At 40.2% G+C, this 14,813-nt stretch carries 16 protein-coding genes; all 16 read left to right on the top strand.

From position 1 onward, the window contains the following. The first annotated feature begins 16 nt into the window (after positions 1 to 16). Positions 17 to 574, top strand: coding sequence for a TetR/AcrR family transcriptional regulator (locus N8L33_RS01215; RefSeq protein ID WP_261058077.1), 558 nt, complete (start codon positions 17 to 19; stop codon positions 572 to 574). A gap of 18 nt (positions 575 to 592) precedes the next feature. Beyond that, complete coding sequence (locus N8L33_RS01210) at positions 593 to 1,060, top strand: deoxycytidylate deaminase (protein ID WP_261058076.1); 468 nt, start codon at positions 593 to 595, stop codon at positions 1,058 to 1,060. Positions 1,061 to 1,148: 88 nt separating this feature from the next. Next, positions 1,149 to 1,778: a uracil phosphoribosyltransferase gene (gene upp, locus N8L33_RS01205; protein WP_064276977.1), complete on the top strand. Its 630-nt coding sequence runs from the start codon at positions 1,149 to 1,151 to the stop codon at positions 1,776 to 1,778. A gap of 171 nt (positions 1,779 to 1,949) precedes the next feature. After that, complete coding sequence (clpP, locus tag N8L33_RS01200; RefSeq protein ID WP_261058075.1) at positions 1,950 to 2,540, top strand: ATP-dependent Clp protease proteolytic subunit ClpP; 591 nt, start codon at positions 1,950 to 1,952, stop codon at positions 2,538 to 2,540. Between the two features lie 78 nt (positions 2,541 to 2,618). Beyond that, complete coding sequence (locus N8L33_RS01195) at positions 2,619 to 2,906, top strand: YlbG family protein (protein ID WP_049492230.1); 288 nt, start codon at positions 2,619 to 2,621, stop codon at positions 2,904 to 2,906. Between the two features lie 66 nt (positions 2,907 to 2,972). Then, positions 2,973 to 4,133: an ABC transporter substrate-binding protein gene (locus tag N8L33_RS01190; protein WP_261058074.1), complete on the top strand. Its 1,161-nt coding sequence runs from the start codon at positions 2,973 to 2,975 to the stop codon at positions 4,131 to 4,133. 115 nt (positions 4,134 to 4,248) lie between these two features. After that, on the top strand, positions 4,249 to 5,118 hold the full coding sequence (locus tag N8L33_RS01185) for a branched-chain amino acid ABC transporter permease (RefSeq protein ID WP_000941421.1): 870 nt from the start codon (positions 4,249 to 4,251) through the stop codon (positions 5,116 to 5,118). Positions 5,119 to 5,121: 3 nt separating this feature from the next. Next, positions 5,122 to 6,078, top strand: coding sequence for a branched-chain amino acid ABC transporter permease (locus tag N8L33_RS01180; protein WP_261045910.1), 957 nt, complete (start codon positions 5,122 to 5,124; stop codon positions 6,076 to 6,078). Continuing rightward, positions 6,078 to 6,842 carry an ABC transporter ATP-binding protein gene (locus tag N8L33_RS01175; RefSeq protein WP_001185997.1) on the top strand — a complete coding sequence of 255 codons (765 nt, stop codon included), beginning with the start codon at positions 6,078 to 6,080 and terminating at the stop codon, positions 6,840 to 6,842. Before N8L33_RS01180 ends, N8L33_RS01175 begins: the two co-directional genes overlap by 1 nt. Further along, entirely contained in the window at positions 6,842 to 7,552 is a 711-nt protein-coding gene (locus N8L33_RS01170) for an ABC transporter ATP-binding protein (RefSeq protein ID WP_000062200.1), read from the top strand. Before N8L33_RS01175 ends, N8L33_RS01170 begins: the two co-directional genes overlap by 1 nt. Positions 7,553 to 8,020: 468 nt before the next feature. Further along, entirely contained in the window at positions 8,021 to 8,677 is a 657-nt protein-coding gene (locus N8L33_RS01165) for a CBS domain-containing protein (RefSeq protein ID WP_000268666.1), read from the top strand. 106 nt (positions 8,678 to 8,783) lie between these two features. Beyond that, positions 8,784 to 9,879 (top strand): peptide chain release factor 2 gene (prfB, locus tag N8L33_RS01160; protein ID WP_100069222.1). Its coding sequence is split into 2 segments (ribosomal slippage): positions 8,784 to 8,855 and positions 8,857 to 9,879, totalling 1,095 coding nucleotides; the frame shifts between segments, so codons are not numbered across the junction. 17 nt (positions 9,880 to 9,896) lie between these two features. Continuing rightward, entirely contained in the window at positions 9,897 to 10,589 is a 693-nt protein-coding gene (ftsE, locus tag N8L33_RS01155) for a cell division ATP-binding protein FtsE (protein WP_000022265.1), read from the top strand. Further along, entirely contained in the window at positions 10,582 to 11,508 is a 927-nt protein-coding gene (gene ftsX, locus N8L33_RS01150) for a permease-like cell division protein FtsX (RefSeq protein WP_000625550.1), read from the top strand. Before ftsE ends, ftsX begins: the two co-directional genes overlap by 8 nt. A gap of 183 nt (positions 11,509 to 11,691) precedes the next feature. After that, positions 11,692 to 13,872 carry a PTS transporter subunit IIBC gene (locus N8L33_RS01145; protein WP_261058073.1) on the top strand — a complete coding sequence of 727 codons (2,181 nt, stop codon included), beginning with the start codon at positions 11,692 to 11,694 and terminating at the stop codon, positions 13,870 to 13,872. Positions 13,873 to 13,921: 49 nt separating this feature from the next. Then, positions 13,922 to 14,737, top strand: coding sequence for an endonuclease/exonuclease/phosphatase family protein (locus N8L33_RS01140; RefSeq protein ID WP_261058072.1), 816 nt, complete (start codon positions 13,922 to 13,924; stop codon positions 14,735 to 14,737). Positions 14,738 to 14,813: the final 76 nt, after the last annotated feature.

Below are 14,813 nucleotides of genomic sequence, written 5' to 3'. Positions count from 1 at the left end.
GTAGAAAGAAAATGTTATGTCTGAACGTAGAATCTCTGAAAAGTCTCTTGAAAATCTCAGAAAATCAAACCAAGAATCCAATTTATTAACCAGAGAAGCCATTGAAACAGCTCTCTTGCAACTCTTGGAAAAAAAGGACCTGACCAAGATTAGTATTTCTGAATTGGTTAAGCGTGCAGGCGTTTCGCGCGCGGCCTTTTATCGCAATTATGATTCCAAAGAGGAGATTTTAGAAAGTGTCTTTAAACGAACTGTCCACAATATTATGGAACAGCTGCATCATTACGATTTAAAGACAGACCTTTATCTGGTCTGGGTTCACCTTTTCCGGGAGGTCAGAAAGGAAGCAAGAGTGATTCAATTGGCCTTGGATTACCATCTGGAAAAAATCTTTGTCCAAGCTATGCAGGAATTTCTAGAAAAATACCATGGAAAATCAAAAGGTGTCAGCTCTTATCTTCATTCCTTCTGGAGTTCTGCTATCGTCTCTGTCCTCTTAAAATGGATCAAGGATGGCATGAAGGTACCAGCTGAAAAGATTGCAGACTTACGGTTACCATTTTTTAAAAAATAGAGAAAAAGGAGAAGAGATATGACTGAAAAAAGACTGGCCTGGGATGAGTATTTTGCAGCCCAAGCCCTACTAATTGCCAATCGTTCCACTTGTAAACGTGCCAAAGTGGGCGCAATTCTGGTAAAGGATAATAAGGTGATTTCCACTGGTTACAATGGTTCGGTGTCAGGGACTGAGCATTGTATTGACCATGAATGTCTGGTCATTGAAGGCCACTGTGTTCGTACCCTTCACGCTGAGGTTAATGCCATTCTCCAAGGTGCAGAACGTGGTGTTCCTAAAGGTTTTACGGCCTATGTGACGCATTTTCCTTGTCTGAACTGTACTAAACAATTGCTCCAGGTCGGCTGTAAGCGCGTGGTTTATATCAACCAGTACCGAATGGATGACTATGCCCAATACCTTTATCAAGAAAAAGGGACAGAATTGACCCATCTACCACTTGAGATAGTACAGGAAGCTCTTAAACAGGCAGATTTAATGTAAAAATTATCAAAAATAAATGGTTTAGAAAGATTTTTAAACCGTTTTTTGGTATAATAAGAAGAATAAATTGAAAGAAGGAATTCCAAAAATGGGAAAAATTGAAGTTATTAATCATCCACTGATTCAACACAAATTGTCAATCTTGCGTCGTACAGATACTTCTACAAAAGCTTTTCGTGAGCTAGTAGATGAGATTGCAATGTTGATGGGGTATGAAGTACTTCGTGATCTTCCACTAGAAGATGTGGAAATCGAAACACCAATCACAAAAACAGTTCAAAAACAATTGGCAGGTAAGAAATTGGCCATCGTTCCAATCTTGCGTGCGGGTATCGGGATGGTCGATGGACTCTTGAGCTTGGTTCCAGCTGCTAAAGTTGGGCACATCGGTATGTACCGTGATGAAGAAACGCTTCAACCAGTCGAGTACCTAGTGAAATTGCCTGAAGATATTGACCAACGTCAAATTTTTGTCGTAGACCCAATGTTGGCAACAGGTGGCTCAGCAATCTTAGCTGTTGATTCTCTTAAAAAACGTGGCGCATCAAATATCAAATTTGTCTGCCTTGTATCTGCTCCAGAAGGTGTAAAAGCCCTTCAAGAAGCTCATCCAGATGTAGAAATCTTTACAGCAGCCTTGGATGATCGTTTGAATGAACACGGTTATATCGTTCCAGGTCTTGGAGATGCTGGAGACCGCTTGTTCGGTACGAAATAGAATTAAAAAGGATTGACTTGGAAAGGAATTTCCAGTCGTGGAAGGAGGTTGAATTTTTGTTTCTGTCTAATGAAAGCAGAGCAAAAATTTGACCTTTTTTGACCAAGATATTATAATAGTCTTATCTTCAGTCATTTGACCAACAAAAATAAAACTCAAAAGGAGAAATGAATGATTCCTGTAGTTATTGAACAAACAAGCCGTGGAGAACGTTCCTACGATATTTACTCACGTCTTCTCAAAGACCGCATCATCATGCTGATAGGCCCAGTTGAAGACAACATGGCCAACTCAGTTATTGCTCAGTTGCTTTTCTTGGATGCCCAAGATAGTACAAAAGATATTTACCTTTATGTAAACACACCTGGTGGTTCTGTTTCAGCTGGTTTGGCAATCGTTGATACCATGAACTTTATCAAGGCAGATGTCCAAACCATCGTTATGGGAATGGCTGCATCTATGGGGACTGTGATTGCATCAAGTGGAGCAAAAGGCAAACGTTTCATGCTTCCAAATGCGGAATACATGATCCACCAACCAATGGGTGGTACAGGTGGTGGTACTCAGCAAACCGATATGGCTATCGCTGCAGAACACTTGCTTAAAACTCGTAACACCTTGGAAAAAATCTTGGCTGAAAATTCAGGTCAGTCAATCGAAAAAGTTCATGCAGATGCAGAACGCGATAACTGGATGAGTGCTCAAGAAACACTTGAATATGGCTTTATTGATGAAATCATGGCCAACAATTCATTGAACTAATGATGAAAGAAGGCAAACTCGACTGGGTTTGCTTTTTTTGGTATAATAAGGAGAAATTTCTTAGAAAGAGGATTTATCATGTTTGAAAAAGTCAATCGATCCGGCTTGATTATCTATCTTTACTATAATCGTGATGCCAAAAAATTGCAGGATTATGGAGATATTACCTATCATTCCAAGAAACATCGTTACTTACAACTCTATGTTCCAACTCAAGAAGTGGAGCAATTGGTCGGACACTTGAGCAAGGAAAAATTTATAAAAAAAGTGAGAGTTTGTCATATCCAAGAGCTGGAAACACCTTTTGTGGGCAATCTTTATCGAGAGGAAAACGTTATCATCGAAAAAGTTCAAGAAAAGTGTTGACAATTTTCTGATAATTCGGTATATTCTTAACATGCTATTTATTTAAGAAATAAGGAGACAAAAAAGATGAAGAAAAAATTTGCCCTATCGTTTGTGGCTCTTGCAAGTGTAGCACTTCTTGCAGCCTGTGGAGAAGTGAAGTCTGGAGCGTCAAACGCTGCTGGTAACTCAGTAGATGAAAAGACAATCAAAATCGGATTTAACTTCGAAGAAACTGGTGCCGTAGCAGCTTACGGAACATCTGAACAAAAAGGTGCTCAACTTGCTGTTGATGAAATCAATGCAGCAGGTGGTATCGATGGAAAACAAATCGAAGTAGTCGATAAAGATAACAAGTCTGAAACAGCTGAGGCGGCTTCAGTAACAACTAACCTTGTAACTCAATCTAAAGTATCAGCAATCGTAGGACCTGCGACATCTGGTGCAACTGCAGCTGCGGTAGCGAACGCTACAAAAGCAGGTGTTCCATTGATCTCACCAAGTGCGACTCAAGATGGATTGACTAAAGGTCAAGATTACCTCTTTATCGGAACTTTCCAAGATAGCTTCCAAGGAAAAATTATCTCAAACTATGTTACTGATAAATTGCAAGCTAAGAAAGTTGTTCTTTACACTGACAATGCCAGTGACTATGCTAAAGGTATTGCCAAAGCCTTCCGTGAAGCTTACAAGGGTGAAATCGTTGCTGATGAAACTTTCGTAGCAGGTGACACAGACTTCCAAGCAGCCCTTACAAAAATGAAAGGGAAAGATTTTGATGCTATCATCGTCCCTGGTTACTACACTGAAGCTGGTAAAATTGTAAACCAAGCGCGTGGTATGGGAATTGACAAACCAATCGTTGGTGGTGATGGATTCAACGGTGAAGAGTTTGTACAACAAGCAACTGCTGAAAAAGCATCAAACATCTACTTTATCTCAGGCTTCTCAACTACTGTAGAAGTTTCGGCTAAAGCAAAAGCCTTCCTTGATGCTTACCGTGCTAAGTACAACGAAGAGCCTTCAACATTTGCAGCCTTGGCTTATGACTCAGTTCACCTTGTAGCAAACGCAGCAAAAGGTGCTAAAAACTCTGGCGAAATCAAGGATAACCTTGCTAAAACAAAAGATTTTGAAGGTGTAACTGGTCAAACAAGCTTCGATGCAGACCACAACACAGTCAAAACTGCTTACATGATGACCATGAACAATGGTAAGGTTGAAGCAGCAGAAGTTGTAAAACCATAATAGAAAATGTTGAAATAGGGAATGAGCCTCGGACTCACTCCCTGTTTCGATGTTTAAGAACCTATCAAAAAATGAGGGAAAACCCTCGAAATTATAAATAGAAAGAGTGAATCTTATGCTCCAACAACTAGTAAATGGTTTGATTCTAGGTAGTGTTTATGCGCTGTTAGCCCTAGGATATACCATGGTTTACGGAATTATCAAGCTCATCAACTTCGCCCACGGTGATATTTATATGATGGGAGCCTTTATCGGTTATTTCTTGATTAATTCTTTCCAAATGAATTTCTTTGTAGCTCTTATTGTAGCTATGCTAGCGACAGCTATTCTTGGTGTTGTGATTGAGTTCCTTGCTTACCGACCTTTGCGTCACTCTACTCGTATTGCTGTTTTGATTACAGCTATTGGGGTTTCCTTCCTATTAGAGTATGGGATGGTCTATCTGGTTGGTGCTAATACTCGTGCCTTCCCTCAAGCAATTCAAACAGTTCGCTATGATTTGGGACCAATTAGCTTAACAAACGTTCAGTTAATGATCTTGGCAATTTCCTTGATTTTGATGATTTTGTTACAAGTTATTGTTCAAAAGACCAAGATGGGGAAAGCCATGCGTGCAGTATCTGTAGATAGCGATGCAGCGCAATTGATGGGGATCAACGTCAACCGTACTATCAGCTTTACCTTCGCTTTGGGTTCAGCTCTTGCGGGTGCGGCTGGTGTTCTGATTGCCCTCTATTATAACTCTCTTGAGCCTTTGATGGGAGTTACTCCAGGTCTTAAGTCTTTCGTTGCCGCGGTACTTGGTGGTATCGGAATCATTCCTGGTGCGGCTCTTGGTGGCTTTGTCATTGGTCTATTGGAAACCTTTGCGACAGCCTTTGGGATGTCCGACTTCCGTGATGCCATTGTTTATGGAATCTTATTGTTAATCTTGATTGTCCGCCCAGCTGGTATCCTTGGTAAAAATGTGAAAGAGAAGGTGTAAACGATGAAAGAAAATTTAAAAGTTAATATTCTATGGTTACTCCTTTTGTTAGCTGGCTATGGCTTGATTAGTGTACTGGTTTCAGTCGGAGTACTCAACCTATTCTATGTACAGATTTTACAACAAATTGGAATTAATATTATTCTGGCTGTTGGTCTCAACTTAATCGTTGGTTTTTCAGGACAATTTTCACTTGGTCATGCTGGTTTCATGGCGATTGGTGCCTATGCAGCAGCAATTATTGGTTCTAAATCACCAACCTATGGTTCCTTCTTTGGAGCTATGCTTGTAGGAGCTTTGCTTTCAGGAGCAGTTGCCTTACTTGTCGGAATTCCAACCTTGCGTTTGAAGGGCGACTATCTTGCGGTAGCGACTCTAGGTGTTTCTGAAATTATCCGTATCTTTATCATTAATGGTGGAAGCCTTACAAATGGTGCGGCAGGTATCTTGGGAATTCCAAACTTTACAACTTGGCCAATGGTTTACTTCTTTGTCGTAATTACAACCATTGCAACCTTGAACTTCTTGCGTAGCCCGATTGGTCGATCAACCCTATCCGTTCGTGAGGATGAAATCGCTGCTGAGTCAGTTGGGGTTAATACGACTAAAATTAAAATTATCGCTTTTGTCTTTGGTGCTATTACTGCAAGTATTGCTGGGTCACTTCAGGCAGGATTTATCGGCTCTGTTGTACCGAAAGATTACACCTTCATTAACTCAATCAATGTTCTGATTATTGTTGTATTTGGTGGACTTGGTTCCATTACAGGTGCCATCGTTTCAGCTATTGTCCTTGGAATTTTGAATATGCTTCTCCAAGATGTTGCCAGCGTGCGTATGATTATCTACGCTTTGGCCTTGGTATTGGTAATGATTTTCAGACCAGGTGGACTCCTTGGAACATGGGAATTGAGCCTATCACGTTTCTTTAAAAAATCTAAAAAGGAGGAACAAAACTAATGGCATTACTTGAAGTAAAACAGTTAACCAAACATTTTGGCGGTCTAACAGCTGTTGGAGATGTGACTCTTGAATTGAACGAGGGGGAATTGGTTGGACTAATCGGTCCAAACGGAGCTGGGAAAACCACCCTTTTCAACCTCTTGACCGGTGTTTATGAACCAAGTGAGGGAACTGTTACCCTTGATGGTCACCTTTTAAATGGGAAGTCACCTTATAAGATTGCTTCTTTGGGACTTGGACGTACTTTCCAAAATATCCGTCTCTTTAAAGATTTAACAGTTTTGGACAATGTTTTGATTGCCTTTGGCAACCATCACAAACAACATGTTTTTGCTAGTTTCTTACGCCTACCAGCTTTTTACAAGAGTGAAAAAGAATTAAAGGCTAAGGCTTTGGAATTGCTGAAAATCTTTGATTTAGATGGTGATGCAGAAACTCTCGCTAAAAATCTTGCCTACGGACAACAACGTCGTTTGGAAATTGTTCGTGCCCTTGCTACGGAACCTAAAATTCTCTTTTTGGATGAACCAGCCGCAGGTATGAACCCACAGGAAACTGCTGAATTGACTGAGTTAATTCGTCGTATCAAAGATGAATTTAAGATTACGATCATGCTGATTGAACACGATATGAATCTGGTCATGGAAGTAACAGAACGTATCTATGTACTTGAATACGGTCGTTTGATTGCTCAGGGAACTCCAGACGAAATTAAGACCAATAAACGCGTTATCGAAGCTTATCTAGGAGGTGAAGCCTAATGTCTATGTTAAAAGTTGATAATCTTTCTGTGCATTACGGCATGATCCAAGCAGTCCGTGATGTAAGCTTTGAAGTTAATGAAGGAGAAGTTGTATCCCTTATCGGTGCCAATGGTGCAGGTAAGACAACTATTCTCCGTACCTTGTCAGGTCTAGTTCGACCAAGTTCAGGAAAGATTGAATTTTTAGGTCAAGAAATCCAAAAAATGCCAGCTCAGAAAATCGTGGCAGGTGGTCTTTCACAAGTACCAGAAGGACGCCACGTCTTCCCTGGCTTGACAGTTATGGAAAATCTAGAAATGGGAGCTTTCTTGAAGAAAAATCGTGAAGAAAATCAAGCTAACTTGAAGAAAGTTTTTTCACGTTTCCCACGTCTTGAAGAGCGCAAGAACCAAGATGCAGCCACTCTTTCAGGAGGGGAACAACAAATGCTTGCCATGGGACGCGCTCTTATGTCAACACCAAAACTTCTTCTCTTAGATGAACCATCAATGGGACTTGCCCCAATCTTTATCCAAGAGATTTTTGATATCATTCAAGATATCCAGAAGCAAGGAACAACCGTCCTCTTGATTGAACAAAATGCCAATAAGGCACTCGCAATCTCTGACCGAGGCTATGTACTGGAAACAGGGAAAATCGTCCTATCAGGAACAGGAAAAGAACTCGCCTCATCAGAAGAAGTCAGAAAAGCATATCTGGGTGGCTAAACTAGTCTGGGAGACTAGTTTAGGTTGCAGATAGAGATTGCGAAGCAATCATCAGAATCCAGTGGATTGTTTTAGTCGGTAGATGAGGATTACGAAGTAATCATCATTATAGTCCGGGGGCCCTTTTTAGTCGGCAGATGAAGATTGCGAAGCAATCATCAGAATCCAGTGGATTGTTTTAGTCGGTGGATGAGGATTATGAAGTAATCACCATTAATAGTCCGGGGGCCTTTTTTAGTCGGCAGATGGAGATTGCGAAGCAATTCTCATCTGCACTGGAAGGTTAGCTTCTAATCATTGAAACAAAACAGAATGAAGCTGTCTATCCTTCATTCACAGAGCTCGAATTCAGAGCTCTTTTTGCTAGCTTATTCATACTTTTCTGAATTTTGAAAAAGAAATGTAAGCGTTTGATAGATTTACAAAAAGATTGTATAATAGGGATAAGAATAGAAAAGGAGAAGTCTCATGGCAGTTAAAGATTTTATGACCCGCAAGGTAGTGTATATTAGTCCAGATACAACAGTATCTCATGCAGCAGATTTGATGAGAGAGCAAGGATTACACCGCTTGCCTGTTATCGAAAATGATCAATTAGTTGGTTTGGTGACTGAGGGCACCATTGCCCAAGCTAGTCCATCAAAAGCAACAAGCCTTTCTATCTATGAGATGAATTATCTTCTAAATAAGACAAAAGTAAAAGATGTCATGATTCGCGATGTTGTCACTGTTTCAGGCTATGCCAGTCTTGAGGATGCAACTTATTTAATGTTGAAAAACAAGATTGGTATTCTTCCTGTTGTAGATAACCATCAAGTCTACGGAGTTATTACGGATCGTGACGTTTTCCAAGCCTTTCTTGAAATTGCTGGTTATGGTGAAGAAGGAATTCGTGTGCGCTTCGTTACAGAAGATGAAGTTGGCGTTCTTGGTAAAATTGTTTCTTTGATTGTAGAAGAAAACTTGAATATCTCCCATACAGTAAATATCCCTCGTAAGGATGGTAAGGTGATTATAGAAGTTCAAATCGATGGCTCGATTGATTTACCAGCCTTGAAAGAAAAATTTGAATCAGAGAATATTCAAGTAGAAGAAATCACTCGTACTTCAGCAAAAGTCTTGTAAGAAGGGAAGCCGAAAGGCTTCTTTTTTCATGAAAAGGGATTAGAGCAAAAGATGGAAAGAAATGATAAAATATGCTATAATGAAATGATGTAAAAAAGGAGTATTTATGGACATTTCAGTAATTCGTCAAAAAATTGACGCAAATCGTGAAAAATTAGCTTCTTTCAGGGGGTCTCTTTGACCTAGAAGGTCTAGAGGAAGAGATTGCCATCTTGGAAAACAAGATGACAGAACCTGATTTTTGGAACGATAATATCGCGGCCCAAAAAACGTCGCAAGAATTAAATGAATTAAAAAATACCTACAATACCTTCCATAAAATGGAAGAGTTACAGGATGAAGTCGAAATTTTATTGGACTTTTTAGCAGAAGACGAGTCAGTGCATGAGGAACTGGTTGAACAGTTATCAGAACTTGATAAGATGATGACCAGTTACGAGATGACCCTTCTCTTATCGGAACCTTATGACCATAATAATGCCATCTTGGAAATCCATCCAGGTTCTGGTGGTACAGAGGCTCAGGACTGGGGAGATATGTTACTTCGTATGTACACTCGTTATGGTAATGCTAAAGGCTTTAAAGTGGAAGTATTGGATTACCAAGCAGGAGATGAAGCTGGTATCAAGTCAGTAACCTTATCATTTGAAGGTCCTAATGCCTATGGCCTTCTCAAGTCAGAAATGGGTGTGCACCGTTTGGTGCGAATTTCGCCATTTGACTCTGCTAAACGTCGCCATACCTCTTTCACATCCGTAGAAGTGATGCCAGAGTTGGATGATACCATTGAAGTGGAAATCCGGGAAGATGATATCAAGATGGATACTTTCCGTTCAGGTGGTGCCGGTGGACAAAACGTCAATAAGGTTTCAACAGGTGTGCGTTTGACCCACATTCCAACTGGAATTGTTGTCCAATCAACGGTCGATCGTACCCAGTATGGAAATAGAGATCGTGCCATGAAGATGTTGCAGGCTAAGCTCTATCAAATGGAGCAAGAAAAGAAAGCTGCGGAAGTTGATTCCCTTAAAGGTGAGAAAAAGGAAATCACATGGGGAAGCCAAATCCGTTCATATGTTTTTACGCCTTATACTATGGTAAAAGATCATCGAACTAGCTTTGAAGTTGCGCAGGTAGATAAGGTCATGGATGGGGACCTAGATGGTTTTATCGATGCCTATCTCAAGTGGCGAATTAGCTAAGATAGAAAGGAAGTCACATGTCAATCATTGAAATGAGAGATGTTGTCAAAAAATACGACAACGGAACGACTGCTCTACGCGGTGTTTCGGTCAGTGTTCAACCAGGGGAATTTGCTTACATCGTAGGACCTTCAGGAGCAGGGAAGTCAACCTTTATTCGTTCTCTATATCGTGAAGTAAAAATCGATAAAGGAAGCCTATCAGTTGCTGGTTTTAATCTGGTTAAGATTAAAAAGAAAGATGTCCCGCTTCTACGTCGTAGTGTTGGGGTTGTCTTCCAAGACTATAAACTCTTGCCAAAGAAAACGGTCTATGAAAATATTGCTTACGCTATGGAAGTAATCGGGGAAAATCGCCGTAATATCAAAAAACGTGTGATGGAAGTTTTGGACTTGGTTGGATTGAAGCATAAGGTTCGTTCTTTCCCAAATGAACTCTCAGGTGGAGAGCAACAGCGGATTGCGATTGCGCGTGCTATTGTAAACAATCCAAAAGTATTGATAGCCGATGAACCAACAGGAAACTTGGACCCTGATAATTCATGGGAAATTATGAATCTCTTGGAACGGATTAACCTACAAGGGACAACTATTTTAATGGCGACTCATAATAGCCAGATTGTAAATACCTTGCGCCACCGTGTCATTGCCATTGAAAATGGCCGTGTCGTTCGTGACGAATCAAAAGGAGAGTATGGATACGATGATTAGTAGATTTTTTCGTCATTTATTTGAATCACTAAAAAGTTTGAAACGAAATGGTTGGATGACAGTGGCTGCTGTCAGCTCAGTCATGATTACTTTGACCTTGGTTGCCATATTTGCTTCTGTTATTTTCAATACAGCGAAACTAGCTACAGATATTGAAAATAATGTTCGAGTGATGGTTTATATTCGTAAGGATGTAGCTGATAATAGTGAGACTATTGAAAAAGAAGGTCAAACTGTTACAAATAATGACTACCACAAGGTATACAATGCCTTGAAGGGGATGTCTACTGTTAAAAGTGTTACCTTTTCAAGTAAAGAAGAACAATATGAAAAATTAACCGAGACAATGGGGGACAACTGGAAAATTTTTGAAGGAGATGCCAACCCCCTCTATGATGCCTATATCGTTGATACAAATACGCCAAGTGATGTAAAAACTGTAGCCGAGGATGCTAAAAAAATTGAAGGTGTGTCTGAGGTTCAGGATGGTGGTGCCAATACAGAACGCCTATTCCAACTAGCATCATTTATTCGTGTTTGGGGATTAGTTATTGCAGGACTTTTGATTTTCATTGCAGTTTTCTTGATTTCAAATACCATTCGTATCACCATTATTTCTCGCAGTCGCGAAATTCAAATCATGCGCTTGGTTGGTGCTAAGAACAGTTATATCCGTGGACCTTTCTTACTTGAAGGTGCCTTCATTGGTTTGCTTGGAGCAACTGCACCATCAGTGTTGGTCTTTATTGTTTATCGAATGGTTTACCAATCTGTCAATAAGTCATTGGTAGGTCAAAATCTTTCTATGATTGCACCGGAGGTATTTACTCCTCTGATGATTGCCCTATTATTTGTGATTGGGATTTTCATCGGTTCACTGGGATCAGGAATTTCTATGCGCCGATTCTTGAAGATTTAGGTAAACTAGTTACTTTTATGAGGAGATTAAATGATCTCCTTTTTTGCTACAAAAATTTTAGAAAAAAGTGTAATTTTTTTTGTAAAAGCCTTTACAAAAAAAATTAAAGTGGTATAATTAAATCATAAAAGGTGCAAACGTTTTCGTAAAACGTTTGCCTAAATAAAAATAAAGGAGATTTGAATGATGAAAGATACATTCAAAAATGTCTTGTCTTTCGAATTTTGGCAAAAATTCGGTAAGGCTTTGATGGTGGTTATCGCGGTTATGCCGGCTGCTGGTTTGATGATTTCAATCGGTAAGTCTATCGTGATGATTAACCCAACCTTTGCACCACTCGTTATTACTGGTGGTGTACTAGAGCAAATCGGTTGGGGAGTTATCGTTAACCTTCATATCTTGTTCGCCCTCGCTATTGGAGGAAGCTGGGCTAAGGAACGCGCTGGTGGTGCGTTTGCGGCAGGTCTTGCCTTCATCTTGATTAACCGTATCACTGGTACAATCTTTGGTGTATCAGGCGATATGTTGAAAAATCCAGATGCTATGGTAACTACACTCTTTGGTGGTTCAATCAAAGTTGCTGATTACTTTATCAGTGTTCTTGAAGCTCCAGCCTTGAACATGGGTGTATTCGTAGGGATTATTTCTGGTTTTATTGGGGCAACTGCTTACAACAAATACTACAACTTCCGTAAGCTTCCTGATGCACTTTCATTCTTTAACGGAAAACGTTTTGTACCGTTTGTAGTTATTCTTCGTTCAGTAATTGCTGCAATTGTACTTGCTGCTTTCTGGCCAGTAGTTCAAACAGGTATCAATAGCTTTGGTATCTGGATTGCCAACTCACAAGAAACTGCTCCAATCCTTGCACCATTCTTGTATGGTACATTGGAACGTTTGCTCTTGCCATTTGGTCTTCACCACATGTTGACTATCCCAATGAACTACACAGCTCTTGGTGGTACTTATGAAGTCTTAACTGGTGCAGCTAAAGGCACTCAAGTATTTGGTCAAGACCCACTATGGCTTGCATGGGTAACAGACCTTGTAAACCTTAAAGGTACTGATGCAACTCAATACCAACACTTGTTAGATACAGTACATCCAGCTCGTTTCAAAGTTGGACAAATGATCGGTTCATTCGGTATCTTGATGGGTGTGATTGTGGCTATCTACCGTAATGTTGATGCTGACAAAAAACACAAATACAAAGGTATGATGATTGCGACAGCTCTTGCAACATTCTTGACAGGGGTTACTGAACCAATCGAATACATGTTCATGTTCATCGCAACACCTATGTATCTTGTTTACTCACTTGTTCAAGGTGCTGCCTTCGCTATGGCTGACGTTGTAAACCTACGTATGCACTCATTCGGTTCAATCGAGTTCTTGACTCGTACACCTATTGCAATTAGTGCTGGTATCGGTATGGATATCGTTAACTTCGTTTGGGTAACTGTTCTCTTTGCCGTAATCATGTACTTTATTGCAAACTTCATGATTCAAAAATTCAACTACGCAACTCCAGGGCGTAACGGAAACTACGAAACTGCTGAAGGTTCAGAAGAAGCTAGCAGTGAAGTGAAAGTTGCAGCTGGTTCTCAAGCTGTAAACATTATTAACCTTCTTGGTGGACGTGCAAACATCGTTGATGTTGACGCATGTATGACTCGTCTTCGTGTAACTGTTAAAGATGCAGATAAAGTAGGAAATGCAGAGCAATGGAAAGCAGAAGGAGCTATGGGTCTTGTCATGAAAGGACAAGGGGTTCAAGCTATCTACGGACCAAAAGCTGACGTATTGAAATCTGATATCCAAGATATCCTTGATTCAGGTGAAATCATTCCTGAAACTCTTCCAAGCCAAATGACAGAAGCGCAACAAAACGCTGTTCACTTCAAAGGTCTTACTGAGGAAGTTTACTCAGTAGCAGACGGTCAAGTTGTTGCTTTGGAACAAGTAAAAGATCCAGTATTTGCTCAAAAAATGATGGGTGATGGATTTGCAGTAGAACCAGCAAATGGAAACATTGTATCTCCAGTTTCAGGTACTGTATCAAGCATCTTCCCAACAAAACATGCTCTTGGTATTGTGACTGCAGCAGGTCTTGAAGTATTAGTTCACATTGGTTTGGACACAGTAAGTCTTGAAGGTAAACCATTTACAGTTCATGTTGCTGAAGGACAAAAAGTTGCAGCAGGAGATCTCCTTGTCACAGCTGACTTGGATGCTATCCGTGCAGCAGGACGTGAAACTTCAACAGTAGTTGTCTTCACAAATGGTGATGCAATTAAATCAGTTAAATTAGAAAAAACAGGTTCTCTTGCAGCTAAAACAGCAGTTGCTAAAGTAGAATTGTAATATATGAGGTTGGAAGCTGTATTCCAACCTCTTATTTTGGGAGAAAAGAATGAAATTTTTAACACTCAATACTCACAGTTGGATGGAAAAAGAAGCTGAGGAAAAATTCCAGATTTTGCTTCAGGATATTCTGGAAAAGGACTATGATTTGATTTGTTTCCAAGAAATCAATCAGGAAATCACTTCGCCAGAGGTGGAGGTTAATGACTTTTATCAAGCTTTGCCAGCAGCTGAGCCTATTCATCAAGACCACTATGTTAGACTCTTGGTTGAAAAGTTGTCTGATCAAGGGAAAGTTTATTACTGGACTTGGGCCTATAACCATATCGGTTATGACCGCTACCATGAAGGTGTAGCTATCTTGTCTAAAACACCTATTGAAGCTAGAGAAATTTTGGTTTCAGATGTGGATGATCCAACAGACTATCATACTCGTCGCGTTGCCTTGGCTGAAACTGTAGTCGATGGTAAGGAGCTTGCAGTTGCAAGTGTCCATCTTTCTTGGTGGGATAAAGGGTTCCAAGAAGAATGGGCACGATTTGAAGCTGTCTTGAAAGAACTGAACAAACCACTTTTGTTAGCTGGAGATTTCAACAATCCAGCCGGTCAGGAAGGCTACCAAGCTATTTTAGCTAGTCCATTAGGCTTACAAGATGCTTTTGAAGTTGCTCAAGAGAAAAGCGGTAGCTATACCGTTCCACCAGAAATTGATGGCTGGAAAGGTAACACTGAGCCCCTTCGAATCGATTATGTCTTTACTACCGAAGAGTTAGCAGTGGAAAATTTACATGTCGTATTTGATGGTGACAAGAGTCCACAAGTGAGTGATCACTATGGCTTGAATGCTATGTTAAACTGGAAATAAAGATTGAAAAGAGGTTGGAATCATGAAATTCCAGCCTTTTTCTGACTAGAAAAGCTACTTAAAGTAAGCTATATGA

This window comes from Streptococcus mitis (assembly GCF_946188695.1).
Classification (GTDB): Bacteria; Bacillota; Bacilli; order Lactobacillales; family Streptococcaceae; genus Streptococcus; species Streptococcus mitis_DF.
Note: the sequence above shows the minus strand (reverse complement) of the source record. Positions and strands in the feature narration are given on the sequence as shown.

Coding starts and splice junctions, on each gene's coding strand:
- ftsX (WP_000625550.1), top strand. CDS start 10,582: ATGATTAGTAGATTTTTTCGTCATTTATTTGAATCACTAAAAAGTTTG.
- ftsE (WP_000022265.1), top strand. CDS start 9,897: ATGTCAATCATTGAAATGAGAGATGTTGTCAAAAAATACGACAACGGA.
- N8L33_RS01165 (WP_000268666.1), top strand. CDS start 8,021: ATGGCAGTTAAAGATTTTATGACCCGCAAGGTAGTGTATATTAGTCCA.
- N8L33_RS01195 (WP_049492230.1), top strand. CDS start 2,619: ATGTTTGAAAAAGTCAATCGATCCGGCTTGATTATCTATCTTTACTAT.
- N8L33_RS01180 (WP_261045910.1), top strand. CDS start 5,122: ATGAAAGAAAATTTAAAAGTTAATATTCTATGGTTACTCCTTTTGTTA.
- N8L33_RS01190 (WP_261058074.1), top strand. CDS start 2,973: ATGAAGAAAAAATTTGCCCTATCGTTTGTGGCTCTTGCAAGTGTAGCA.
- N8L33_RS01215 (WP_261058077.1), top strand. CDS start 17: ATGTCTGAACGTAGAATCTCTGAAAAGTCTCTTGAAAATCTCAGAAAA.
- N8L33_RS01175 (WP_001185997.1), top strand. CDS start 6,078: ATGGCATTACTTGAAGTAAAACAGTTAACCAAACATTTTGGCGGTCTA.
- upp (WP_064276977.1), top strand. CDS start 1,149: ATGGGAAAAATTGAAGTTATTAATCATCCACTGATTCAACACAAATTG.
- clpP (WP_261058075.1), top strand. CDS start 1,950: ATGATTCCTGTAGTTATTGAACAAACAAGCCGTGGAGAACGTTCCTAC.
- N8L33_RS01185 (WP_000941421.1), top strand. CDS start 4,249: ATGCTCCAACAACTAGTAAATGGTTTGATTCTAGGTAGTGTTTATGCG.
- N8L33_RS01210 (WP_261058076.1), top strand. CDS start 593: ATGACTGAAAAAAGACTGGCCTGGGATGAGTATTTTGCAGCCCAAGCC.
- N8L33_RS01145 (WP_261058073.1), top strand. CDS start 11,692: ATGATGAAAGATACATTCAAAAATGTCTTGTCTTTCGAATTTTGGCAA.
- N8L33_RS01170 (WP_000062200.1), top strand. CDS start 6,842: ATGTCTATGTTAAAAGTTGATAATCTTTCTGTGCATTACGGCATGATC.
- N8L33_RS01140 (WP_261058072.1), top strand. CDS start 13,922: ATGAAATTTTTAACACTCAATACTCACAGTTGGATGGAAAAAGAAGCT.